The organism is Terricaulis silvestris (genome assembly GCF_009792355.1).
In the GTDB taxonomy this organism is placed as follows: Bacteria; Pseudomonadota; Alphaproteobacteria; order Caulobacterales; family Aquidulcibacteraceae; genus Vitreimonas; species Vitreimonas silvestris.
The window spans coordinates 2,584,709-2,609,087 of the sequence record NZ_CP047045.1; the positions used below are offsets into that span (position 1 = coordinate 2,584,709).

Annotated in this window: 22 protein-coding genes and 1 tRNA gene; 10 read left to right on the forward strand and 13 right to left on the reverse strand. The window is 63.7% G+C overall.

The genetic code is table 11. The features are described 5' to 3' along the window. The first annotated feature begins 30 nt into the window (after positions 1–30). A complete protein-coding gene (locus tag DSM104635_RS13280; protein ID WP_158766665.1) occupies positions 31–1,116 on the forward strand; it encodes a S1C family serine protease in 1,086 nt (361 codons plus the stop codon). Between the two features lie 3 nt (positions 1,117–1,119). Here DSM104635_RS13280 and DSM104635_RS13285 read toward each other — a convergent pair whose 3' ends face one another. Continuing rightward, the gene (locus tag DSM104635_RS13285) at positions 1,120–1,662 is read right to left on the reverse strand and encodes a lipocalin family protein (RefSeq protein WP_158766666.1); all 543 of its coding nucleotides are present in this window, start codon (positions 1,660–1,662) and stop codon (positions 1,120–1,122) included. A 65-nt stretch (positions 1,663–1,727) separates the two neighbouring features. On the opposite strand from DSM104635_RS13285, the gene DSM104635_RS13290 reads away from it, so the two are divergent. Beyond that, the gene (locus DSM104635_RS13290; RefSeq protein WP_158766667.1) at positions 1,728–2,735 is read left to right on the forward strand and encodes a serine hydrolase domain-containing protein; all 1,008 of its coding nucleotides are present in this window, start codon (positions 1,728–1,730) and stop codon (positions 2,733–2,735) included. Here DSM104635_RS13290 and DSM104635_RS13295 read toward each other — a convergent pair. Beyond that, positions 2,732–3,037 (reverse strand): hypothetical protein, encoded by a 306-nt coding sequence (locus tag DSM104635_RS13295; RefSeq protein ID WP_158766668.1) that lies wholly within the window; start codon positions 3,035–3,037, stop codon positions 2,732–2,734. The two genes, DSM104635_RS13290 and DSM104635_RS13295, sit on opposite strands and share 4 nt — an antisense overlap. Positions 3,038–3,320: 283 nt before the next feature. On the opposite strand from DSM104635_RS13295, the gene DSM104635_RS13300 reads away from it, so the two are divergent. Beyond that, positions 3,321–4,100 (forward strand): hypothetical protein, encoded by a 780-nt coding sequence (locus DSM104635_RS13300; RefSeq protein ID WP_158766669.1) that lies wholly within the window; start codon positions 3,321–3,323, stop codon positions 4,098–4,100. On the opposite strand, the gene DSM104635_RS13305 is transcribed toward DSM104635_RS13300, so the two are convergent. Then, positions 4,101–4,559 (reverse strand): NUDIX domain-containing protein, encoded by a 459-nt coding sequence (locus DSM104635_RS13305; protein WP_158766670.1) that lies wholly within the window; start codon positions 4,557–4,559, stop codon positions 4,101–4,103. Between the two features lie 71 nt (positions 4,560–4,630). On the opposite strand from DSM104635_RS13305, the gene DSM104635_RS13310 reads away from it, so the two are divergent. Continuing rightward, positions 4,631–5,419 carry an SDR family NAD(P)-dependent oxidoreductase gene (locus DSM104635_RS13310; RefSeq protein WP_158766671.1) on the forward strand — a complete coding sequence of 263 codons (789 nt, stop codon included), beginning with the start codon at positions 4,631–4,633 and terminating at the stop codon, positions 5,417–5,419. A 24-nt stretch (positions 5,420–5,443) separates the two neighbouring features. After that, the gene (locus tag DSM104635_RS13315; protein WP_158766672.1) at positions 5,444–5,785 is read left to right on the forward strand and encodes a DUF4282 domain-containing protein; all 342 of its coding nucleotides are present in this window, start codon (positions 5,444–5,446) and stop codon (positions 5,783–5,785) included. Here DSM104635_RS13315 and DSM104635_RS13320 read toward each other — a convergent pair. From DSM104635_RS13320 to DSM104635_RS13330, 3 genes are read right to left on the reverse strand one after another with little or no spacing between them, the layout of a single operon-like run. After that, a complete protein-coding gene (locus DSM104635_RS13320) occupies positions 5,782–6,183 on the reverse strand; it encodes an acyl-CoA thioesterase (protein WP_158766673.1) in 402 nt (133 codons plus the stop codon). The genes DSM104635_RS13315 and DSM104635_RS13320 overlap by 4 nt on opposite strands. Before the next feature lie 23 nt (positions 6,184–6,206). Then, positions 6,207–6,521 (reverse strand): Hpt domain-containing protein, encoded by a 315-nt coding sequence (locus DSM104635_RS13325; protein ID WP_158766674.1) that lies wholly within the window; start codon positions 6,519–6,521, stop codon positions 6,207–6,209. 23 nt (positions 6,522–6,544) lie between these two features. Beyond that, positions 6,545–7,249: an NnrU family protein gene (locus DSM104635_RS13330; RefSeq protein ID WP_158766675.1), complete on the reverse strand. Its 705-nt coding sequence runs from the start codon at positions 7,247–7,249 to the stop codon at positions 6,545–6,547. Positions 7,250–7,338: 89 nt separating this feature from the next. Between DSM104635_RS13330 and DSM104635_RS13335 the strand changes: the two genes are divergently transcribed. Then, positions 7,339–7,414 (forward strand) — tRNA-Lys (locus tag DSM104635_RS13335). Between the two features lie 336 nt (positions 7,415–7,750). Here DSM104635_RS13335 and DSM104635_RS13340 read toward each other — a convergent pair. Beyond that, entirely contained in the window at positions 7,751–8,716 is a 966-nt protein-coding gene (locus DSM104635_RS13340) for an AraC family transcriptional regulator (protein ID WP_158766676.1), read from the reverse strand. Positions 8,717–8,817: 101 nt separating this feature from the next. Here DSM104635_RS13340 and DSM104635_RS13345 point away from each other — a divergent pair, with 101 nt between their 5' ends. Then, a complete protein-coding gene (locus tag DSM104635_RS13345; protein ID WP_158766677.1) occupies positions 8,818–9,744 on the forward strand; it encodes a hypothetical protein in 927 nt (308 codons plus the stop codon). A 53-nt stretch (positions 9,745–9,797) separates the two neighbouring features. On the opposite strand, the gene DSM104635_RS13350 is transcribed toward DSM104635_RS13345, so the two are convergent. Further along, entirely contained in the window at positions 9,798–13,046 is a 3,249-nt protein-coding gene (locus DSM104635_RS13350; RefSeq protein WP_158766678.1) for an autotransporter outer membrane beta-barrel domain-containing protein, read from the reverse strand. A gap of 274 nt (positions 13,047–13,320) precedes the next feature. Continuing rightward, complete coding sequence (locus DSM104635_RS13355) at positions 13,321–15,621, reverse strand: putative bifunctional diguanylate cyclase/phosphodiesterase (RefSeq protein WP_158766679.1); 2,301 nt, start codon at positions 15,619–15,621, stop codon at positions 13,321–13,323. Positions 15,622–15,934: 313 nt separating this feature from the next. Here DSM104635_RS13355 and DSM104635_RS13360 point away from each other — a divergent pair, with 313 nt between their 5' ends. After that, positions 15,935–16,678 carry a hypothetical protein gene (locus DSM104635_RS13360; RefSeq protein ID WP_228445688.1) on the forward strand — a complete coding sequence of 248 codons (744 nt, stop codon included), beginning with the start codon at positions 15,935–15,937 and terminating at the stop codon, positions 16,676–16,678. On the opposite strand, the gene DSM104635_RS13365 is transcribed toward DSM104635_RS13360, so the two are convergent. From DSM104635_RS13365 to DSM104635_RS13380, 4 genes are all read right to left on the reverse strand, one after another. Beyond that, positions 16,675–18,501 (reverse strand): putative bifunctional diguanylate cyclase/phosphodiesterase, encoded by a 1,827-nt coding sequence (locus tag DSM104635_RS13365; RefSeq protein WP_158766680.1) that lies wholly within the window; start codon positions 18,499–18,501, stop codon positions 16,675–16,677. The two genes, DSM104635_RS13360 and DSM104635_RS13365, sit on opposite strands and share 4 nt — an antisense overlap. Before the next feature lie 141 nt (positions 18,502–18,642). Further along, positions 18,643–19,020: a response regulator gene (locus DSM104635_RS13370; RefSeq protein ID WP_158766681.1), complete on the reverse strand. Its 378-nt coding sequence runs from the start codon at positions 19,018–19,020 to the stop codon at positions 18,643–18,645. A 12-nt stretch (positions 19,021–19,032) separates the two neighbouring features. After that, the gene (locus tag DSM104635_RS13375; protein ID WP_158766682.1) at positions 19,033–21,756 is read right to left on the reverse strand and encodes a PAS domain-containing hybrid sensor histidine kinase/response regulator; all 2,724 of its coding nucleotides are present in this window, start codon (positions 21,754–21,756) and stop codon (positions 19,033–19,035) included. A 69-nt stretch (positions 21,757–21,825) separates the two neighbouring features. Next, complete coding sequence (locus DSM104635_RS13380; protein WP_158766683.1) at positions 21,826–22,077, reverse strand: hypothetical protein; 252 nt, start codon at positions 22,075–22,077, stop codon at positions 21,826–21,828. A gap of 245 nt (positions 22,078–22,322) precedes the next feature. Here DSM104635_RS13380 and DSM104635_RS20050 point away from each other — a divergent pair, with 245 nt between their 5' ends. Together DSM104635_RS20050 and DSM104635_RS13385 are read left to right on the forward strand one after the other, a co-directional pair. Then, positions 22,323–22,451 (forward strand): hypothetical protein, encoded by a 129-nt coding sequence (locus DSM104635_RS20050; RefSeq protein WP_267129033.1) that lies wholly within the window; start codon positions 22,323–22,325, stop codon positions 22,449–22,451. 110 nt (positions 22,452–22,561) lie between these two features. Then, entirely contained in the window at positions 22,562–24,235 is a 1,674-nt protein-coding gene (locus tag DSM104635_RS13385; protein ID WP_158766684.1) for a hypothetical protein, read from the forward strand. The last annotated feature ends 144 nt before the right edge of the window (positions 24,236–24,379 follow it).

A 24,379-nucleotide genomic window follows, 5' to 3' on the forward strand; every position in this document is an offset into this window, starting at 1 on the left:
GAAGGCCGGGCGGAAATGCAAAATAGCGGCATGCAGAACGCCCCCCTCCGCGCCCTCGCCGCCCTTACCCTTGTCGCGCTCGCCGCCTGCGGCCGGCCGCAGGCGATTGATACCGAAGGCGCCGATCCGCGCGTAGTGCAAGCGCGGGGCACGCTAGCGGAGAGCGAACAAGCGACAATCGCGATCTTTCAATCGGCGGCGCCGTCTGTGGTGCTGGTGATCAGCGGCGATCCGAGCGGGTTCAGCGGCGAAGTTGGCGCCGGCACCGGATTCGTGTGGGACGCGGCGGGGCACGTGGTGACGAACAACCACGTCGTGCAAGGCGCGCAGACTGTGATCCGCTTGCCGGGTGGAGAAGACATTCCCGCCGAAGTGATCGGCCGCGCGCCGCAATACGACGTCGCGGTGCTGCGCTTGCAGCGCGCGGTGGGCTCGCCGGCGCTGCCATTGGGAACGTCGAACGATCTGCAAGTCGGACAAGCCGTGTTTGCGATCGGAAATCCGTTCGGGTTCGATCGCACGATCTCAGCGGGCATCGTCAGCGCGTTGGGACGGCAGTTGCCGACCCAAGAAGGCCGCGAGATCGCGGACGTGATTCAGACTGACGCGGCAATCAATCCTGGCAATTCCGGCGGACCTTTATTGGATTCTGCGGGCCGGGTGATCGGGATGACGACGGCGATCTTCTCGCCATCTGGTGCGTACGCTGGCGTTGGCTTTGCGGTGCCGATCGACACCATCGCGCGCGTCGTGCCGCAATTGATCGAGACCGGCCGCGCGCCGATTGCCGGGATTGGCATTGTCGCGGCGGATCAATCGGTGGCGACGCGGCTCGGCGTTGAAGGCGTGCTGGTCTGGCAGACCTCCGGCAGTTCGCCGGCGGCACGCGCCGGGTTGCGCGGCACCAACCCGCAAGCCGGCGAATTGGGTGACGTCATCGTCGCCGCCGAAGGCGCGCCGGTGCGGCGGCTTTCGGATCTCACCAACACGCTCGACCGCTTGGGCGTGGGCGGCACCGTGAATCTCACGGTTCGTCGCGACGATCGCAACGTGGATGTGCAAGTTCAGATCGAAGACATCGGCGGCCGCGAAACCGCGGTGACAATCCGGAAGTGATCGCTAGCGGCTCGCGGTCTCCGCGGTGGGCGGCGCTGCCCACACCAGTTCAGCGGGGCGATAGCCAAGGCGTACGATGCGGCTTTCGAAATCGCTGCGCTGATCGGGTGTGATGGTCTCGGCGCGCGTGAGCAACCAAAGGTAACGGCCCTCCGGTTCGCCGACGATACTCCACGAGTAATCGTCGGCGCGTTCGAGCACCCAATAGTCGGCCCAGAACGGACCGAAGAAGCTCACTTCAAGCTTTCCCTCGCCTGCTTCGCCTGCGGGACGTGCGCGGCCGTTGGCGACACGCTGTTGACCGCTGGCTTGGGTGCAGGTGTTCTTGACTGAGATCAGGCCATCGTCTCGGAGCGCGTATTCGGCGGTGGCGCGTTGGCAGCCGTTTTCGAACCTGTTGGGCAGCCGCGCTTGCTCATGCCAGAGGCCGAGATACCACTCCTGGGTAATGTAAGCGACGGGCAGCGGCTCTTCGGATTGACGATAAACCGGATTTTGCGAGCATGCGGCCAAAAACAGGGCGATGAAGGGAATCAGGAAACGCATAGCCGCTGGTACGCGCGGCTTGTGGGTTCGGTTCCCTTTTGGGAAAATATGCGCTGGGGAGTCGCATGGATCGCCGCGCCTTCATTGCAGCTGCAGCATGCAGCGTGGTCAGCGCGTCGACGACGCAATGGGCGCGCGCGCAATCGGCTGGGCGTTTCGCAGACGCCGCGCGCTATAGCGCCGACCGCGACGGCGCGACGTTCCTGGCGGTGCGCCACGGCGTCGTGCTGGCTGAAGAGTATCCCGGCGGTTCGCGCGAGGCGCGCTGGGGCGTTGGCGAAGGCACGCGCGCGTTTGCGCCTTTGCTGGCCGCGTCACTGATCGAAGACCGGTTGATGACGCTGGATGAGCCGGTTGCGTTGACGATCGGCGATTGGGGCGCGCACCCGGTCAAGAGCACAATCTCGATCCGCGCGCTGCTCGCGGGATCGAGCGGAATTGCGTTCGGGCGGCGTGATGAGCGAACGCTGGCGAACGCGATCGCGCTTGAGCCGTCCGATCCTCCGGGCGTGCGCTTCCATGACGACGCGGCGAGCTATCTGGTGTTCACGGAAATCGCGCGACGCAAATTAGAAGCGTCCGGACGCGAGCCGGATCCGGCGCGATATCTCACGACGCGCACATTGCTGCCGATCGGGTGCGTGCCGATCGGCTGGACGCGCAACCGCGAAGGCGCCGCGCGGTTTGACGACGGAGCGGCGGTTTCGGCGCGCGGCTGGGCTCAAGCGGGCGAACTGATCCGGCGCGAAGGCGTATGGCGTGCACAGCAATTGGCAGATGACGGCGCATTGCGTGAGGCCGTGCGTGGCTCGTTTGCGGAGGCGCGAGCAGGGTTCGGACTCTGGCTCGCGGCGCCAGGACGGACGCGCGATCAGCTCAGCGTCGATAGCGATCTGTGGCGCGGCTCATCGCCAGCGCCGACCGATCTTGCGATGGCCGCGGGCGCGGGTGGACAACGGCTCTATCTCTCGCCGTCGCAAGGCATCGTGATCGTCCGCCAAGCGCGGTCCCTGGACGGAAACGCGCAATGGTCGGACGCACAATTCTTGTCGTTGGTCTGGCGCGGGTTTTAGGCGCGTGGGCGGATTAGGAGCCCGCTGATCAAGCCGAGAATGCCGCCGCCAGCAGCGCCTGTAATCAAGTTCGAGAGGTGGACGCCGTTCTCGCCTTCGATGAGGTTGCTCCACATTGAGGTGACGCCGCTTACGGCCTCAACGTTGCCGCCAGCGAAGCCAGCCGCCACGCCGCCGAGCGCGCCGATAACGGTGCGGCCTACAATGCCGCCGCCGCCGCGCGTGAGTGCGCCCAGAACGTTGCCGCCGATCGCGCCGCCTACAGCCTGCACGATGAACGGAAGGATGGTCGCCAAATCCATTGTTATTCTCCCCGAGCGCGGCCCTACCCCCGCGCGCTGATGGGCAGCTTAGAGGTTCCGTGGTCGGACACAACGAAGATTGCGTGTTGGTAATCCGCCGCGCGAATGTATCGGGCGCGATACACCATCTGGGTGATGCGATTTCGCCTTTGTTTTGAAGGCGCGTCGTTTGCGCCATAGCTGTCACAGACCAGTCATTTATTCACAACAGCCTGCAATGCCACATCGTGGCGCGGCGTCAGGCGCATGCTATGCCAAGCCTCAACTTAGGCCCCCCGCCCTAATGACGGACGTTCGCATCATCTGCACATACGACGCGGCGAAGCTCGCGGAGACGCTGACGCGTCTTCTCGAGGCTGAGCAGCATCGCGTGCAGCTGACGATCGGGCGCCAAACCATGGGCGAACTCGAAGGCGCGCGCACATCGCGCGATGCGGTGATGCTGATCTGGTCGCCCGATGCGCGCAGCCAGAGTTACATGATCGAGTGGCAGCACAAGATTGATCCGGTGCGCCTGGTTGAGATCGCCGTGGCGCCGGGCGCACCGCGCTTTGCGCGTAAGGCCAATGTAATCGATTTCGCACACTGGCGCGGCGAACGCGGCGGCGGCGCCTGGCATGGCCTCGTCGATCGCTTGCGCGCGGTTGAAAACGTTCTCAATCCACCGAAGCCGCCATCGAAGTACGCGATGTTCGCCATGGGCATGGCAAGCGCGGCAGCGGTCACCGGCGCTGTCGTCATGCGTGTGAACGACACCTCGCTGCCGATCATGCCGCAAGACGCCGCGGACGAACAACTCGTCGCCGAGGATCCGAACACCGGTTTGGGCGGACCGCTGAGAGCCATCGAACCCGCATCCCTTGATGAAGATCCGCTGCGCATACGGCGCATGCCGCAGCTTCCACAATTGCGCGATACGCGGCGCGTTGCGCTGAACGACGTGCCGGAAGTGCGTTACATGGCACTGCGGGACGAAACGCTGCTTGAGCGCTTGAATGCGCTGAACCCGCTGCAGGGGATCGAAGACTTCATCGACGGCGACAACGAAGAAGAGCCGACCTGATTAGGCGCCGCGGCGTCCGCGCAGCCAATGCAGGATCGCCCACGCATGCGCTTCGTGGCGCATTTTGGTCAGCGCATCCGTTGGCGGCATCCAAACCAGTGCGTGGTCGGGTTCAGTCGGCGCGTTGTCGTCGGCGGAGAGTTCGACTTCGTAGAAGGTCGCCAATGAATTGCGCGGCTCGCCTTTGTTGATCCAGTACTGGCCGGCACGCCCGATGACGCGCGTGGGCCACACGGTGAGGCCGGTTTCTTCCTGGTATTCGCGCATTAGCGCCGCCGCCTCGTCCTCGTCCGCCTCGATGCCGCCGCCGGGCAAGTCGTACTCGTAGGGCGCCTTCTTGCCGATCTGGACGATGGCCAGATTGGCTTCGCCGCGCGGGCAGATGCCGTAGGCGGTCATGCGCTCCTGATAGGTGAGGCCGGACTGGGTGTTGCCGAATTGGAGCGCGAAACGGGTCATTGCGCGCGATATAGCGCGCGCGCCTGGGGCTGACCATTGAAACCAGCCCCGCCCCGTGGCGTAAGCGCTCCATGGATCTGGACCGTCTCAACGCGGTGGCGCTCATCACCGGCGCCGCCACCGGCATCGGCGCCGCGCTCGCGCGCGATATCGCTGGCCGCGCCGAGGGCGGGCTGATCCTGGTCGATTCCGACGAAGCGGCGCTTGCCGCACTAGCGGACAAGATCGAGGCCAGCACTGCCGCGCCAGAACGCATCTCCACCCTCGCCTTCGATGTCAGCGATCCAGACCGCTGGGCGCAGGCGACCGAGTTCGTGAAAGCGCAATATGGGCGGGTCGACTGGGCGCTGGTGCGCTCGGTGGAAGCGGCGAGCGCGGAAGAGAGCGATCTGGTCGATTGGGGGCGCGTGATGCCCACCAGCCTCGACGGCGTCCTCAACTCGCTGCGCGCGGTGATGCCGTTGATGCGCAGCAATTTTCAGGGCGGCGCCATCGTGGTCAGCGCGCCGGCGGCGTCGATCAAATTGGACAAGGGCGGCGGTTTCGCCCCGAAGGCGGGACTATTGCACTTGATCCAGACGGCGGCGCAGCAGGCTGCGCCGCACCCGATCCGCGTCAACGCCATTGCCCAGGGCGCTGGCGATGCGGCGCCGTGGAATGGGCTGCCATTGTTTCAAAAACTGGCGCAAGACGCCGGCGGCGCACGTGCCGCTTTCGAGAAAATTGCGGCGCTTGCGCCGCCGCTTGGGCGCTATGCGGCAACGGATGACATCACCAAGCTGATCGTCATGCTTTTGTCCGACGATAATCCCATGACGGGCGCCACGCTTGTCGCCGAGGGCGGCTATACGCTTTCATAAGCGACGCGATTCGCGGGGTTCGCCATGCAGTCCATCTTTCAGCGCTTCTTGAGCTTCGACCGTCTGATCGGGCCGACTTTGGTGCGCTTCGTGTATTATGTCGGCGCCGCCGTGATCGTGGTGTTTGCGTTGGGCGTTCTGCTGATGGCGGTGTTTTCCCTCGCGGGCGGAAATCTCGGCGCCGGCGCGATGCAGTTGCTCGCAGTGCCGGCGGTGGCAGCCGTGGCGCTCGTGTATTGGCGCTTCCTGTGCGAGCTCTTCATGCTGGCGTTCTTGGCGTTCGATCGGTTGGGCGAAGTGCGCGATCTGATGCGCATTGCCGCTGGCCTCGATGCGCCGTCGGATCCGAACCATCCTGAGTTCTAATCTTTAAAGCGCGCGACGAGTACTGGCGGCACGCGGTTTACGCGGCGCGTTTTTGCGTCGAGCATGGCCCAGTTTGATTTGATCTGAACGGCGGGCTTCTCGCTTCCCCCTTTGTAAATATCGACAAAGCGTCCCCATGTGGCGCCTTGCGGCGCATCATCAACATGCGTGCGAACTTCGACGTCGTCGCCAAGCGTGAGCGCGGCGCGATAATCCGCTTCATGGCGCAGCACGACCCAGACGTAGCGATCCACCAACTCCGCGCCCGCGCGGGCGCGCCAGTGTGCGGTGGCGATGTCTTGCGCCCAGCGCAGATAGACGATGTTGTTGACGTGGCCGAGTTCGTCGATGTCGGCTGCGTCGACGGGAAAACGCTGGATGAAGGTTTCAGCGACCATGGCGGCACGCTAGCGCGAAAAGCTCAGGCCGCCTCAGCGGCGAATTGTTCCAGTGCGGCGAGCGCGTCTTCGAGATGCGCCTGCAGGCTTTGCATGGCGTCGGCATGATCGGCGTTGGAGGCTTGTTCCGCAGCTTCGCAGGCGGCGGCGAGCGCCATCAGGCCGATGCCGCGCGCGGAGCCTTTCATGGTGTGCACGGCGTCGCGCCAGCTCTCGCCTGTCCCGAAGGCGGCGCGCCAGGCGTCGATCTGCATACGAAAGAGCCCCAGCACTTCGAGCTGCAAGGCGCGATCGGCGCCGGTCATGTGGTCGAAATGGGCGCGGTCGAGGACGAGCATTGGATTGTTTTCGCGCCGGTGCCTTAAGGCGAGGTTGAGAAGGCGGGCGCGCCGAACAGCGATTGATGGAAAAGCGCGATGCCGACAGCAATGGTAACGCCGGCGAGCCCGCGCCAGCCGATCTCTCCTAGGGCAAGCTTGTTGCGGCCCTGCACGATCGCCGCGAACGGGATGTTGGAGGTGACGGTCTCGAAGCGCGCGAACGCTTCTGGATCGCGTGCGCGGCCCTTGCGGTCGATCGAGCGCGTGCCGTAGAGCACCATCACGCCGAGTGCGCCAAACAGCATCAGCGCGAAGCGTTCGCCGTTCACGAGCAGGTGCCCAAGCGCCCAGAACGCCACGCCCCACATGAAGGGATGGCGCGTGATGCGCAGCACGCCATATGCGGGCTTGGCCAGACCGGCCTTTTCGTAACCGGCGAGCGTCGGGCCCGGCGTGAGCACGCCCGCGGCGGCAAGGGAGATGCCGAACAGCGCCAGCACCACAGCCGGCCAGTGCAGCCATGCCGGTGGCGCCCAAAACGGCGCGTTCAGTGCATCGAACGGATCGGCGCGCATCACGCCATAGCCGTGGATGAGCCAGAGCAGCAGGCCCAACGAAACCAAGGAAAAAGCGATCCGGTAGGGTCCGATACCGATGCTGCTGACCAGGCGCGTCCGGAGACCGGTGGCCGAGATCCCGACATGGATCAGCACGAACACCGCCAAGGCCCAGGCAAATCCGTTCATGGCCGCATCCTCCGCCGCTTTTGCCGCAATCTGCCCACACTGGACGGCGCGCGCCAATCCCCCTATGTCGGGCCGCTCTTCGAGTCTTCGGGTGATTAGCTCAGTTGGTAGAGCAGCTGACTCTTAATCAGCGGGTCACAGGTTCGAATCCTGTATCACCCACCATCTTTCGCTCGCGATAGCGAGAGAAGGATGTCCTCCGTGGCCTTTGCGTAGGAGGACTGGGCGTTCCACTTGCGAGCTTCGGATGGCAGGCCATCCACACTCTCGTTTGCAACAGCGGAGCGTAGATGCGGCGTCACGATCAAGCCAGACGGCGGATCGATCATTCAAGCCACGCGCGTCGCGCTCTAGCCCTGTAACCGCCGCTCCTGCTGGCGGCGCTGACAGGATAACCAACATGCTCGGCTCCCGACCGCCTGCCGCGTTTCGCGCGCTCGCCTATCTGGTTTCCGCGATGTTGTTCATCGGCGTGCAGATCGCCGTTGCGCATGCGCCGCTCTAATGCTGCGGCGCTTCGATCTGCTTGCGCCACGCCGCCGGCGGCTGGCCCATCTCGCGCCGGAAGGCGCGGGTGAAGGCGGCTTCGGACTCATAGCCAACGCCGAAGGCGATCTGCGCAATGGTCTGGCGCCGCTCACGCAATTTCACGGCGGCGACCTGCATGCGCCAGTTGGTGAGATACTTCATCGGCGGCGTACCAATGAGTTGCGTGAAACGGTCAGCGAAGGCGGAGCGCGACATGTTGACGGCGTTGGCGAGCTCTTCCGCGGTCCAATCGTGCGCAGGCTTAGTGTGCATCAGCGCGAGCGCGCGGCCGATATGGGGATCGCGCAGGCCGGCGAGCCAGCCCGCTTCCTGCGGCGGCAATTCGTCGATGTAGCGGCGCACCGCTTCGACGAACATAAGTTCGGAGAGCTTGCCGATGATGGCGCCCTCGCCCGCCTCTTGGCGCGCGAGTTGTTGAGCGGCGAAGGCGAAGGATTCGGCGATCCAGTTGCCAGCCGGTGTATCGGCCACGTTGAGCGTGAGCATTTTGGGCAGCGCTTGCAGCAGCGGATTGGCGCCGCCGTCGCTGCCGAGGAAGCCGCACACGATGTGTGTCTCATCGCCCCCGCCGCCGTGCGCTACGTTGAAGATTCCCGTGCCAGGCGGTTGAAATACGATATCGCCCGCTGGTTCCGGCGTCAGGTTGAGCGCGCTCGCCAGCACGTGCGCGTCGTTGCGCGGAAACAGGATGATGTCGCCAGGCTTCATCTCCGTGGGGGCGGCGCCGTCCATCGCGGCGACAAGGCGACCCGACACGACGTAGTGGAAACAGATCACTTGCTCGGGCGTGGGCAGGAATGGCTCAAGTTTGAACGGCTCAACGCGGCCCGCCACGCTCCAGGGCGCGGTGAAACGGGCGTCGAGAAAAACTCCGCCCGTCAAGCGCACCACGCGCAGCACATCCGAAAGCGCATCCATGCCGGCATTCGCCGTCGCGGACGCCCTTCGGTCAAGAGGCAGAGCGCACCAGTTCGCGCGCGAAGCAACGCCTATGCCCACCAACCTCCCGGAGAAGCATCATGACCTACCAATATTCATTCAAGGATTGCCTGGCGCGCGCCGAGCGCATCACCTGGCGCGTCGAGGATTTGATCGGCGGCGACAAGACGCTCGATTTCTCCAAGCCCTTCATGCCCGAAAGCTTTGCTCGGGTCGTGGATCTCGATTTCCTCAGCGCCGACGAGAAGCGAACGCTGAACCAGATCCGCGGCAACACTTATCTCGCCATGTTCGGGCTGATTGAGGAATTCATCCTGCCGTTCGTGATGGATCACGCCGGGCCGCTGATCGTGAAGCCGATGACGGCGGGCGACGACTATCAGGCGCGCGCCTATCTCGAATTCGCAGCCGAAGAAGCCAAGCACATTCACCTCTTCCGTCGCTTCCGCGAGGAGTTCACCAACGGCTTCGGCACGCGCTGCGACGTGATTGGCCCGCCGGAAGCAGTCGGCAAGGTCGTGCTGGCGAAACCGGCGTTGTCGGTATCGTTGCTGGTGCTGATGATCGAGTGGATGAGCCAGCGTCATTTCATGGACAGCATGAAAGACGATCAGACGCTCGATCCGCAATTCAAAAGCTTGCTGTTGCACCATTGGATGGAAGAGCATCAGCACGCTCAGCTCGACGCGCTGATGACGCTGGCGATCGCCGAGAAGCTCGACGCCGCGGCGATCAATGCCGGCATCGACGGCTTCTGGGAGCTGGGTACGTTCTTCGATGAGGGCTTGAAGCAACAGACTGCGTTCGATCTCGATGCACTCGAACGCGCCACAGGACGCAAGCTCGGCGATCCTGAACGCGCGCGATTCCTGGAGCAGCAGCACCAGGCCAATCGCTGGACCTATTTGGGCTCCGGCCTCACGCACCCGCGCTTCATCGATGTGATCGAGCAGATCGCGCCGGCGCGGCGGGCGGAATTCGAAGTTGCGGCGCCAGTGTTCTCGTAGGCAAAGGGCCGGCGTTTGCGCGCCGGCCCTCAAACTTTGCTCCGATCCGCCGCTTAGAAGCGGAAGCGGATCGAGGCGTTGACGCTGTGGCGCTCGATCTGATCGCCAAACTCGCCTTCGTAGCCCAACGTAAAGGTTGAAAAGCCGTTGGTGGCGTCGATACCGATGCCGACCAGCGGTCCGCCATCGCCCAAAGCCTCGTCCGTCAACGTGAACTCGTTGCCCGGCGCCGAGACGAAGCGGAAGGTGCGCTCGGCTTCTTCGTCGATCAGGTTGGTGCGATAGCCCGCGAACAGGCGCGGCGCGATGTAGCTGTTCTCGCCGCCAAGACGCAGGCGGCCGCTGAACTCGACGCCGGCATCGCCCCACAGACGCTGCGAGTTCGCGTCATCGACTTCGTAGTCGATCGCGGTGCCGCCACCTTCTTCGGTGTAACCCTCTTCCGTCAGGTACGCGTAGGTCAGCTGCGCCTGCGGCGTCATGATCATCCAGTTCGACACCTGCATCGGCGCCGAGAGGCGGATCGAGCCGTGGCCTTCATAGGTCCACCAATCGGCTTCCGAGAGTGCAGCAAACGTAGATCCGATTTCGACGTTGCGCTGAGAGCTAAACTTGCCGACGCCCGCACCCAGGATAACGTCCAGATCGAGCGGGCCCACGCCTGCGCCGAAATAGGCGTTGAACTGCCCAATCGAAATCGCGATCTCGCTGTCGGGACGGCCCTCTTCTTCGACTTCCGACGCGATGAACGAAGCTGAGAGACCAAAGAGCGCGCCGTTCTCAAGCGGGCCGTCGATGCCGGCGGCGACGCCGAAGCCATTGCCCGAGTATTCCTGGCCGTTCGAAGTCGGCGGCGTGCGCGTGAGGCTGTAGCCGATCTCCTGCGCCCACACCGATGTGTCGTTCAGATCGTGTAGACGCGTTGCGGCCAGACGGTTTGCCGTGGCTGACTGCATTTGCTGGATCGCCGTGGCCGACACTTCCGTCGCCGCCGACGAGAAGCTCGGCATCAGGTCTTCGTAGGCGTCGAAGAATTCGTCGGCGCTGTCGAGCGACGTCAGCGCGGCGCTGGCGTCGAGATCGGTGCGAAGCGCCTCGACGATAGGGTCAAATGCCGTCGTCTCATTGTCGGTGAGACCGAGTTGCACCGGCGTCTTCAACGAGTAGGTCGCTTGCAGCGAGTTTGGATCGCCAGAATTGGCTGCAGGATTCGTGAGGGAGACTTCGATATTGTAGACGAATGGCGTGCCCTCGCCGGTCACCAGACCGGTAACAAGGTCGCCGTTGTTCATGCTCGTGGTGGCCGTCATGAAGACGTGGGTGTCTTCCAGCAGGCCTGCAGGGATCGCCGGCAGGATCGAAGCGTGGTTGTTGATGTCACCGGCAAAAGTGATAGTGTCGGCAACGATTAGCGCCGGATCACCAGCGGCCAGCACGGGAACGAACGTGACGTCCGCGCCGAAATCAACAGTTGTGGCCTGAAGATTTGTGCCTTCGTTCAAGCGGAGGATCGATTCACCGAGCACGTCGAGGTCAAGCGTGCTGTCGAGGTCGTCGAGGACGCCGGCGAAGCTTGCATCCCCATTGAGCAGGAAGGTGTCGGCGCCATTGCCGAACGACCACGTCCCGGTTCCCGTCCCAGCAAGCAGGCTGATCGTGTCATTGCCATCACCCAAGAGCACGTCGCCGGTGATGATCGCTATAACATCTTCGTCGGCGTTCGCTGTTTGGGTGATCGTCACATCTTGGGTCGACGCGGACAGGTCGATGGCCCGGCTGAAACCGGTGGCCGTTTCATCTGCGGCCACAACGAACGCAATCCCGGAAATCGTGCCCGAGTTGTTGATCGTGGTGAGCGTATCCGACCCGTCGTAAATGGCCGTTGCATTCCCAAGCTCACCGACAAATTGCGACCGGATCGTGCTTGAGTTGTCAATCGCCGCCAACGACGCGTTTTCGTCGATGTAGATGGCGTAGGCATCAAAGGCGAGCTCGCCGCTCGAGATCGCCGAGATCGAATTTTGGTTGTGAAGGGTCGGAACGGTGACTCCCTCGCCCACGAACAACCCGTACGCGTCGGCGTTAGAAAACGCCGTAGCGGTGATAAGGCCATCGTTGAAGATGCCCGCGCTTGTGTCGACCGAAGAGGAGCCAAAAATGGCCTGGAGCCGGAGCCCCGTCGCGGAGAAGTCTTCATAGGCGCCAATGCCGCTGATGGTGCCGCGGTTCACAAAGCCATACCCACCGGCAGGAGCGCCAGGCCCCGTCACGGCGCCCAATACGATGCTGACCCCCGCCGCGGCGTTGATGTCCACGGCCGGCGCGGCGCCAAAGGAACGTATTGCGGCTGTTAGGTCGTCGTCGGTGTCGGCGTCGTCGCCTAAGTCGTCGATGCCGTCTCCGTCGTCGTCCGGGTCGTCGGCGAACCCAAGACCTTCGACATAGACACCGCCCGTCACGGACCGATTGATCGCGAGCGCAGCACCGCCGCTCAGCAAGTCGTCCGGATCGAGCACGGATGTGTCGGCCGGCGGGCTCGTACTGCGGAAGCCTGTCGACGCGTAGGTATTGTTGAGCCGCAGGAAGCCGCTGATAACGCCATCCACGATGACAGCCGACGCGCCGTCGCCCCGCGCACTGACTGAGCCTCGGAGGGCGACATCGCCTGTGACGCCGCCGGCGCCGTTGTTGCCAAGCACGATGCCGTGCGAGTTGTCGCCGACGACCACGATATTGCCGCTCGTGGTGAGATCACCGATGAGAGTCCCGCGCAACGCGATGCCGCCGGAATTGTTGCCTTCAATGCTGACCGAGCCGCCGCTGGTGATGTCGCCCGTGTAAGTGTCGCCTGCGTCCTGCAGTATCCCGAAGCGATTGATGCCCTCCGCAAAAGGTTCGTCGGCCTCAGTGTCAGTGTCGCCGGCCAGATCCGCGGGCGTGTAGTCTTCGGTGAACGTGATGTTGCCGATGCTGGAAATGTTTCCGGTGAAGCCGTTGCCCAGCAGGATGCCGATGACGTTGTCTTCGTCTACGGCGCTGATCGTGCCCTGGACTTGAACGAACTCGGAATCGGCGTCCGCGTTGCTCGAATTGACCGTGATAGCGGCTTCGCCATCCTCGATCGCGATCGACCCTGCGGACGTCACCGTGACGTCGCCAGGCGTGCCGTTCTGGGCGGTTGCGGTGAACACAGGGTCCGTGCGCGCCGTGCTTACGGTCAGATCGTCGGCCTGCGCGTTCGTGGCTGCGCCGCCGGCAAGTGCGGCCATCAGACCAGCCAAATGAACTTTGGAAATACGCATGCCGGCTCCGTCCCCTTCCGTGATGCGGTGTGCGGCGCCCTCAAGCCACCTTGCGGGCCTGTCCTGTCCGGACACGCCCGATGTCACCCCGCTTGACGCTGAGCCTATCCGGGCCCTCGCGCATCCGAGTGGCATGCAGGCTTAGCTTAATTTTGTCCAGAGCGGGGCGCACGCGCGAAGCGGTTGCAATGGATGCAGAAAAGCGACACCGGGCGGCGTTCGTCGCAGGCGCGAAACGGTGGAAAAGGCGCGCCCTTTTGGGGTGCAATTCGCCTTAGCTGCGGCGCTGGCCACGGAGGTCGGTCACAGACGCCGGCTGGGCCGTTTCGGCCTTGGGACCGAAGCTCTGCACCAGCGCCTCGACGCGGTCGGGCGCGACGGCATGAGAGAAGAAGAAGCCCTGCAACTCGGTGACGCCCACCAGACGCATGACCGAGGCCTCGGCTTCGGTTTCCACACCTTCGGCGACGATATCCATGCCAAGGCCGCGGCCCAAGGTGACCACCGACTGGATGATAGTCATGGCGCGCTTGCGCTCGTGGATGTCGGTGACAAAGGCGCGGTCGATCTTGATCTTGTCGAAGCGGAAATCGCAGAGGTAGCGCAGCGACGAATAGCCAGTGCCGAAATCGTCGAGCGCGATCTTGAAGCCCATGCCACGCACGGTTTCGAGGATCTGGCGATTGCGGTCGGTGGATTCCATCAGCACGCCCTCGGTGACCTCGAGGACAATGCGCTGCGGATTGATGTCGTGCTTGGCGACTAAGGCTTCGAGCAGCTCGACCAAGTCGACGTGCCGGAATTGAACCGGTGAGAGGTTGATGGCCACTTCGAGATCGGGCCAGCGTTTGGCTTCAGCGAAGGCGCGCTCCAGCACATAAGCGCCGAGCGCCGGCATCAGACCCGCCTCCTCCGCGATCGGCACGAACACGGCGGGCGAGATGTCGCCTTTGGTCGGGTGCTTCCAGCGCAGCAGCGCTTCAACCCCGGTGACGCGGCTCGTCGCGCAGGAGATCAGCGGTTGATAGTGCAAATGGAGTTCGCGCGCGAGGAGCGCATCGTGGAGTTCAAGTTCGATTTCGCGGCGCTGTTCGACCTCGGCCGCCATCTCGGCGCAGAACAGCATGGCGCGGTCGCGGCCCTGGTTCTTGCCCTGATAAAGCGCGATGTCGGCGTGGCGCATCAATTCTTGCGGAGAAGCGCCATGGTCCGGCGCCATGGCGATGCCGATCGAGGCGGTCATGCGCACGTGCTGGCCGTAGACGTCGAAGCTCTCCTCGAACGCGGCGCGCAGACGGTCTGACAATTCGTTGGCGGCTTCGGTCGTGTGGGCGCGGCGCAGGACAGCGAACTCATCACCGCCGAAGCGCGACAGGAAATCCTCCGGCGCCAACGCTTTCTGCAGGCGCGCGGCAACCGACATGATGAGCGCGTCGCCTGCGGCGTGGCCCATAGTGTCGTTGATGTCCTTGAACCGATCGACGTCGATATAGGCGACAACGACGCGCCCGTTGTTGCGAGACTGGATCAGACCATCGAGCGCTTCTTGCAGGCGCTCAACGAAGTGATGCCGGTTCGGCAAGCCCGAAAGTGAGTCATGCTGCGCTTGGTGGCGTGAAAGCTCTTCGCGGTCGGCGAGTTCGCTGGACGCTTTCTTCAGGCGACCGATCATGAGCCAGGTCAGCACCCCTGCTCCGATCACGCCGAGCGCGACCATGGGCAGGATGAAGAGCAGCAGCGACTGACCCGGACGGCGAGGCGTCCAGGCAATGTGGCCAACGGGAGCGCCATCGTCAGCGCTGAAACGCTCGGTGACGACGCCGCCGGCTTGGTTGGCGTGCGCGGAAATCGAGAGATCCGGCATCAGCAGCGAGCCGCCGACTTCGCCCATGAAGGCTTGGTCGATCTTGACCACGCTCAGCAGCAAATGCGGTTCGCCGTGCAGCAGGTTCGCGTCAAGGTTCGGCACGATGGAGAGCGCGGCGACAACGGCGGGTTCGCCATCGACCATCATGATGTGGCCTGCCCAACGGCCAAAGCTCGCACCAAGAAGCGCGCTATAATTGCCTTGGCTTTCAACGAAAGCGGTGTCACGGCGGCGCAAATGTCCGTCGGCGCCCTGGCGGGCCTCAGCGACGACTTGATCCCAGACTTCGCGGTGATTGGCATACGCCTGCGCGGCGTTGCTGAGTTCGCCTTCAACGTTGGCGTAGACTGGGCGGTTCTGGGCATCGACGATGATGACTTCGTCGTGGCCGTAGGTCTCGTAGAAATAGACGCCGACATTGGTCTCAAGCCACTCGATGTTCAGCGGCCGGCCCTGGGCGTTGATGACGGCGTCATCCCACCAGGCGATGGCCTTCTGTTGGTCGAGCACCCGGCTCACGCTCTGGTCGAGCGCGTTTTCCACCAGCTGGCGTTCACGAGCGACGGCGGTCGCGTTCGCCGACCAGCCGGCATAGGCGACAACCGCGACCATGACGGTTCCGAAGACGACCAGCGCCATGCCGATCATCGCCGTCAGACGGCGCAGATCGTTCTTATAGTGAACCGTCTTGGCGTTTGCGGGCGTCATTTTGACTAGCCAAAGTAAACAGGATTTCTGCCGATTAGGGATCAGATATGCCCTCGCCAATACCAAGATACCGTTACGAACAGCTCATTCTTAGCAAATAACGTTGGATCGAATACTTTGCTAACCACGTTGATGCGGCACCCCACCAAGCCGCGAAAATCCCTCGTTAATAAAGGTAAACACATATTCGGGCTTGTAATTTTCCAGTTTACGCTTTATTAGGGAACTCGCATCCGCTGAAGCATCGCTTGGGGCAATTCGGGTAATCGCGGCGCCGGGTGCAAATATTGGTTAACAAGAACTTGGGTGACCCATGAGCCGGTACGCCGTGAAAACGCGCGCCGACAGTCCAGAGCTGCGCAAAGCGGCGATGGCGATCGAACAAGCGGCCTGGGGCGCGCTTGGCTTTTTGAATTTCACGCGGGCGCATTTCCTCCACTACCAGGAGTTGCTGGAGGAGCACGCCGATTGCCAACTTGTCCTCGTTGATGAGCTGACCGGCTATCCGGTTGCCGTCGGCAACTGCGTGCCGCTGACGTGCGATTTCAACAATCTGCCGCCCGAGGGCTGGGACTGGATCGTTGAGACCGCCGCGAACGACCGCGCCCGCCCCCGCAACGCACTGGGCGCGCTGGCGATCTCGGTGCCGGGCATTCACCGCAGCAAGGGCTTGGCGCGGCGCATGATCGACGAATTCCAGGCTCTGGCCGTACGCAAGAGCCTCGACGGCGTCATAGCGCCGGTGCGGCCTTCGGCAAAACATCAACACCCGTTCATCTCGATCGACGAGTACGTCAGCTGGACCGACGACAAGGGCCGCTTGTTCGATCCTTGGCTGCGCAGCCATGCCGCCGCGGGCGGTCGCATCATCAAGCCGGCTTCGCGCTCCATGGTAGTCGAAGAACCGGTGGGCTTCTGGGAGATGTGGACCGGTCGTCCATTCGAGCAGAGCGGCGACTATCCGGTCGATGGCGCGCTTGTGCCGGTTTCGATCGATCTGGATCGCGGTGTTGGGCGCTACGTCGAACCGAACGTCTGGTTCGCTTACGCGGCTTAGCCCGTCGCGCGCACTTCCATGTCGCCGTAGTGCGGGAATTCGATGGCGGCGCCGAACAGGTAGCCCTGCGCCAGCTGGCAGCCCATGGCGCGCAACGCCTCGGCAGTCGCTTCGTCTTCGACGCCTTCGGCGGTGACCTCGAGGCCGAGCGCTTTGCCGAGGCCAACAAGCGCGCCGACGATGGTGGCGTTCTCGCGATCGGCGGTCATCGTGGAGACGAACGAGCGGTCGATCTTCAGTTTGTCGATCGGCAACGCGCGCAGCAGGAACAGTGACGAATAGCCGGTGCCGAAATCGTCGAGTGCGATTTTCACGCCCTGGTTCTTCAACGACATCAGCGCCAATTTCGCGCGCTGGATATCGCCGATCATGGCGCTTTCGGTGACTTCGATTTCGAGCCGTTGCGCCGGGAATCCGGTTTCGCGCAATGTGCGCAAAACTTTCTCGGGGAACCACTGATCGCGCACTTGGCTGGGCGATATGTTCACGGCCAGCATGAAGTTGCCCGGCGCTTCGAGCGCCTTGGAGCAAGCTTGAGCCAGCAGCGCCCAGAACATGGCGTCAACCAGGCCCGCCTCTTCCGCGACCGGGATGAATTGCGTCGGCGAAATCATGCCGCGTTCGCGGTGCGGCCAGCGCGCCAGCACTTCGAAGCCGGCGAGTTCACCAGTGTCGAGACGCAGCACCGGCTGAAAATACGGCACGATGTCGCCACTCGGGATCGCGGTGCGCAATTCTGTTTCGAGCGCGGCCTTGGACTTCAGTTCTTCGTCGATGGATGAATCGAAGAACTTGTAGGCGCCACGATCTTCCTTGGCGCGCAGCATGGCGGCGTCGCCGCGTTGCAGCAGATCAGCGGCGCTGCGGCCGTCTTCCGGGCAAAGCGAAATACCGATCGACGCGCCAACGGTAAGTTTCAGGCCGTTGACGAGGATCGGCGCGGAAAGCTCGTGCAAGATGCGCCGCGCCGCAGCTGCAACGCCTTCGCGGCCGCCTGGCCCTTCGAGCAGTACAGCGAACTCGTCGCCGCCGAGGCGGGCGGCGAAGCTATCGTCGCGCAAGCAATTCGAGAGCCGCGTGGCGATGACTTGCAAGAGCTGGTCGCCGATGGCGTGGCCGTGGACGTCGTTGATCGGTTTGAAGCGGTCAAGGTCGACGAACAGCAGCGAGAACGCGATTGCCTCTTCGCCAACCAGCGACAGGCGCCGGTCGAGATCTTCCAGAAAATGGCGGCGGTTGGCGAGGCCGGTCAGTGGATCGTGGCGGGCCAACGATTGGGCGCGCGCTTCGGCGGCTTCGCGTTCGCTGATTTCGGCCCACAGCGTTTCGTTGACGCTGCGCAGGTCCTGGGTGCGCTCTTCAACGGTGCGTTCCAGATCGTTGCGGATGGCGTCGAGATCGAGGACGGCCTGGCGGCGGTCGAGCTGAGCCTTTACGCGCGCGGTGAGCACGCGGAGGTCGATCGGTTTCGGGATGTAGTCATTGGCGCCGGCTTCCAGCGCGGTGGAGACGATATCGCCGTCATCCAAGGCCGTGACAACGATGACCGGCACGTGCTCGGCGTCGTGGCGGGCGCGGATGCCGATCAATGCATCGTGGCCCGAGCGCTCGGGCATCATCCAATCGAGCAGAACGAGTTCGATGTTTTCGTTGGCGATGACGTCTTCGATGTCGATGGCGCTCTCGCGCAACACGACTTCGTAGCCGCGACGCTCCAGGCGGCGGCCCAGCATGTCGCGGTTCTGCGACTGGTCATCGACCAGCAGAATACGTCCAAGGCGCGTCGATGCGGACGCGCCATCATCGCCTTGCGCCGGAGACATTCGCCCCACCTGCTTCCCTAAATCGGGACCACACCAAGGGACGAGATTACAATGCTTAGGTTGAAGGCGCGCTAATACGCGCGCCGACGATCACTTATTTGCGATACAGTTTTTGCTAACCTTAGCGCGCGTTAACCACGTTTAGACATTGCGGTTGGCGACGGGCGCGTGCTTTTCGATCAGCGCGATCAAACCGGCGAAATCCACGGGCTTGGTAGCGAAGTCATCGCACCCCGCTTCCATGCATTCCCGGCGCGCGCTCTCCATCGCGTGCGCGGTGAGCGCCACGATCTTCACGGCGCTCGTGTCCGGCGTCTGGCGCAGCATCTTGGTGGCCTCGATGCCCGACATCACCGGCATGGAGATATCCATCAGGATCAGATCCGGCAGACTCTCCTTGGCCATATCGACAGCCTCCGCGCCGTTTTCGGCGCAGCGCACTTCGTAGCCGCGGCGTTCGAGTCGGCGAGTCAACATCTCTCGGTTGTCCGGATGATCTTCAGCGATGAGTATGCGCATTGTTTATGCCTTTCACGCCGTCTTCGTTCGAGTTGCGATCACCGGCGCAATTGCCGGCTTGGAAAGTTCAGGTGCGCGCGCGAGGCGCAATGCTGCCGCAGCCAATACATCACGATCGGCCGGCTTGACCAGATGTTCGCACGCCCCCGCGGCTAACGCGCGTTTACGATTATCGTCGATTGAATGAACAAGGACGGGGATGTCGCCGGTATCGCCGGTGAGCAGAACCGTCAGGACGTCCCAACCGGTGACGTCCGGCAGATTGATGTCAAGCACGATGAGGCTGGGGCGCAGCGTGCGCGCGAGCGCGATGCCCTCTTCGCCGGTGATGGCGGCTTTAACCTTGAAGCCAAGACGCGTCAGTGAGCGCGCGGCGAGATCGCGCGCGCTTTCTTCGTCGTCGATCAAAAGCACGATGCGTTCGCGACCTTGACCGGCGACAGCGCTCGACTCAATACGCGCGGCTGGCGCCGGCAACGATTGGAGAGCGGTCGGGAAGCGCAACGTGAACGTTGAGCCCTTGCCCTGAACGCTCTTCACCGCGACATCGCCACCGAGGAGCTGCATCATGCGACGCGTCAGCGCGAGACCGAGGCCGGTGCCGCCGTAGCGGCGCGCCGTGAGCGCGTCAGCTTGAACGAAAGCGTTGAAGAGGCGCGAGACCTGGTCTTCGCTCATGCCGATCCCGGTATCGGCAACGGCGATCTCCACCCATTCGCCTTCGCGGCGCGCCGTGACGGTGATAGCGCCGTCGCGCGTGAACTTCGCGGCGTTGGAGAGAAGATTGAGCAGGCACTGATTGAGCTTGAAGGGATCGCTCACGCCCTCGCCGACGTCCGGCGCGATGTCGAGTTTGAGCGCGCTGCCGTTCTTTTCGATGCTTGGCCGCACCGTCGCGGCTGCTTCCTTAATCACTGAAGCGATTGCGAACTCAGACGCGACCACATCCATGCGGCCGGCCTCGATCTTGGACAGGTCGAGAATTTCGTTGATCAGATGCAGCAATTGGCGCGCGGCGCTCAAGACGCGATCGATGTCCGCGATATCCGTGGCGCGCTCGTCCGCCTCGGCTTCTTCGCGCAGAATTTCGGAGTAGCCGATAATGGCGTTCAGCGGCGTGCGGAGTTCGTGGCTCATCGAAGTGAGGAACTGCGACTTTGAGACGTTGGCGGCGTCAGCGGCCTCGCGCGCGGCGCGCAGGCTGGCCATCGTCTGCGCCAGCACGGAATCGCGCGTGTTCATCTCTTCCATCAGGCCGGCGAGGTGATCGTACATGTCGGCGACGCTGATATCGGCTTCGGCGATCGAGGTTTCGCGCTCGGGGATGACATCGCCGACGTCTTCGAACAGTGCGCGTTTGTCGCGCAACGCAGCCTCGGCGCGCTGCATGGCGGCGATGAAGGCGGCCTCCTGTGCTTTGCGGTCGGTGATGTCCTTCGACATCACGACGAACTTGCGCACGCTTCCGGAACGGCCAAGCACGCGACGCGCGTAACTCTCGACCCAGGCGACGGAGCCATCCACACGCATGACGCGGTGTTCGACGCTGTGGCTTTCGCCGGCCGCGATCTCCGTGAAGTACGCTGCGAGCATGTCGCGATCGTCGTTGTGGATGACGCTGGTGGTGTTGATGTCGAACTGTTCGAACGTGAACCCTTCCGGGCCGAAGATCGCGGTGTGATCGCCGTACCAGTGGATCTGCTGCTCTTTGTAGTCGACTTCCCAAACCACACTGCGGCCTGCGTCGAGCGCCATGCGGAGGCGATCCTCATTGGCGACGACAGCCTTGCGCGCTTCGACAAGCGAGGTGATGTCACGGCCCGCGGCAAAGACGCCGCAGATCTCGCCGGTCTGGTCGCGCCACGGGCGCGTTTCCCAATCGAAGTAGTGACGCCCGGTGGGGAGAATGATCTCGTCTTCCGGATGGCGCACACCCTCGCCACGCAGCGCGGATTCGAACGCGGCGCGCCAGCGTTCGCGCGGCATCGGCACGATATCTTCGAACGTAAGACCGCGCACGTCGTCGCGGCCGAGGTTCTTGAGCAAGCCGTCGCTTGCCGCGATGATGCAATCGTTGCGATCCATCAGCAGGACCGCGACGCCTTCTGTTTCGAGCAGCAAGTTCGCTAGCGTCTGTTGTGGCGAGAGAGCGAGCGTTGCAGTGCGCAGAGCGCGCTCTGCTTCACTGGCGCTTACACGCGCAAGCGTCACGTAAGCCATCAGCGCGCCACCGCCAATCGCGGCGATGACGGCGATATCCCAATCCGGACGGCTCGCCATGGCTGCGATCAAAAACGGGGAGACCAGCAGAGAGAGCGCAGGCGGCGCGGCGCCCGCGAGAGCAATCGGCCATGCGCCGGAAACGCCAGGGCTGAAATGACGGACAACGCCCGCGACCCACAGCAACATCGCAGCGGCGGCGCCGGCAGCTTCACCGTGGAGCCAAAGTGCGATGGGCAACGTGGCGTAAAACGCGGAACTCACGAACGACCACGCCGACAACGCGGTGATCGCACGGCCTTCGATCTTCACATCCGCGCTGTCGAGGCGGCGATAGAGTTCGGTATCGAGCACCAGCAGCAGCGACATCGCCGCCGCCCAGCCGACCGGCCCTGCCCCGCCCATGATCGCCGCGGCGATGCCGCCGGTCAGGATCACCAGCGCGACGGACGCCGGCATCTCGCGGCGGCGCGTTTCGGCCGCGCTGGCGAGCGCCGTAGGCGGTCTGTTGAACATAAAAGGCCCTGCGCAGCTGACGTCGGGGCGACGCTGCCAGGGTTCGGGTAAATTTCGCTTAAACCTGCGTCAGGCGCGATGGACGGCGATGATTACGACGTTGGCCAGGAAGCAGAGGGCCGAGAAGGCGAAGAGCCAAGGGAAGCCACGGCGATGCGTGCCGCGACGAGCCACAAACTCGAGGTATCCCCCTGCCGCCACAAGCGAGGCTGACAAGGCCAAGATCCACAGCTCGTGGGCGTGCAGGAACCGGTGAAATTCCGTAACAAAACCAGAGAGAAGCGTAAATCCGGAGGTCGCGCCGGCGGCGACAGCGATCATTAGCAGCGCAGGCAGGCCACAACACAACGCGTGCATGCCCACGACGGCGGCGTGGGCCAGGTGGGCCTGTCGCGGCGCCTGATTGTTATGTTGTAACATTACGCTGTAATTAGCGCTCTGAGCGCCTGCGATCAAGCCGAGGCTCGGTGTGTGGCGGCGAATTCGGCGCAACAAACCGCAGGCGCCGCTTGTCGTCGGAACAACGCGGGCGCACATACGCGACGCTGCTTTGAGGGAGGCAGGACATGCTGGCAGTCCTGATTTTGATCCGCGATGTGCTGGTGGCGGCGGCCCTGGCCTGGGTCGGCGTGAGCCTTGAGGCGCGCGAAGCGCCGTCTTGCGCGACGGCAACCTGCGAGCAGCCGAGCGAGTAACCAACTCGCGTAACTGCCGTTCGCCCTTGAATGGCCTCACTTCTTTCGTTTCCGTTGATGCTCGGCGCGTGCGATGACGCGCGCGCCTCCGTTGGTGGGAATTTCTCCGAATGACGACGCCTGCCCCAAACGCCGAACGCCCCCGCGACCCGGGTGCCCTGCTTGGGCTGCTGGCGCTCATCGTGGGTGGCGTCTGGATCGTCGGCGGACTGGCCGCAACGGTGGCGCTTTTGGGTATGGAGCGAGTCCAAGCGCTCACCGGCGTAGAGATCGCTGCCTTGGCGGCCGCTCTCTTCCTGCCTGCGATGATGGCTTGGTTTTCGGGGCTGGCAGCGCGGGATAGCGCCCGCGCACGGGCCGAGGCGAGCAGGCTTGCGGACGCCGCCGACCGGTTGATGAATCCCGAACGCAGCGCCGAGGATGCTGCGCGTCAACTCGCAATAACGGTGCGCGGTGAGATCACGACGTTGGATCGCGCACTGGAAGCGACGCTGGCGCGGCTGAAGGAAGTCGAAGGCCGGATCGCGCAGCAATCCGATGCGGTCGACAATATGGGCGACCGCGCCAAGGCCGGCGCTAACCAGATGATCTCCGGCATGGAGCACGAGCGCACCGAGCTGCTGCGCATCTCCGAAGACCTGACACGGCAGGCGCAGACCATCGGCAATAGTATCTCACGGCATACCGGCGCGATCTCCGAAGCGGCGCTGCAAGCCGAAGTGGAAGTGCGCGCGGCGGATCAGGCGCTTGACCATCGCTTAACCTCGTTCGGCGCGGCCGCCGCGTTGATCACGGACCGCACACAGCACCTCGCTGGCGCGGCGCAAGCGAGCGCGGACTCGGCGCTCCGTTTGGAGACTGCGCTCTCGAACGCGCTCGATATTTTGACCAAGGCGACAAGTCTGACCGACGCGGCACGGCAATCGGCCGATGCGGCATCGCTTGCGGCCAACTCCACAGCTGGAGCGATCCGCGACACTACGGTGCGCGCCATTGATGACGCCAAGCGTGCGGCGGACCTGATCCGCGGCGAAGCCGTTAACGTTGAACGCGAAGCGTCGATTGCGCTGGAGCGCCTGCGCGAAGCCGCTGAAGAAGCGCGCTCGGCCGCCATCGGCGCGCGCCACGCAGTGGAAGATATGCCGTCGCCGGGGACGCCGGCGCGCTCACGGCAGCCGGTGCGCATGCGCGAAGCGCCGGATGCCCCTGGCTACGACACCTCATGGCGCGATCAACCGGATTCGATGGAAAGCCGCCCTCTGCCGCGCGTGCGCAGCAGCGAACAACAGCCCTCCCCGTTTGGTGAACGCGGCGACCGTGAACCGCCGCAGGGCGATTGGACGTGGCGGCAACTGCTCTCCAATGTCGACGACGGCGGCGCCCAACAGCCGGCGCGTCGCGAGCCGGCGGAAGATCCGGTTGCGCACCTGCGCCGCCAGATTTCCGATCCGCGCGCCAATGCGCCGAGTTTGCCGATCGTCGCGGTGATCGAGCAGGCAGGGTTAAAGCTTGACGAGGTGTTTTCACCATCCGGCCTTGAGCGCATTGCGCAGCGCGCACGTTCCGGCACGCAATCGCGCCGCCGCGCGGTGCGGGATGCGGCGCCGGATGCGTCGCGGAAGCTGGGCGATTACTTCGCGCGCAATCCGCAAGCTAACCAAGATGCGATGCAATTCCTTCGTCACGAGGGCGGGCGCATTGCTGAACTGATCGGTCGTGGCCGCGCGGCGATGGGCGCGGAAGCCACGCGTGCGTTCCTGCTGATCGACGCCGCCGCGGGCTAAGCGGGACAGCCATTAAAGTTACTTTGAACGCGCGTTGGTGAACCGGCGCGCGTTTTGCTCCGATTTGGCGCACGCGCTCCGCGCGAACTCCACTCGCTCCGTTGGCATGGCCGTTGCAGCCAGGCGGGTTAACGCCTGTGAACC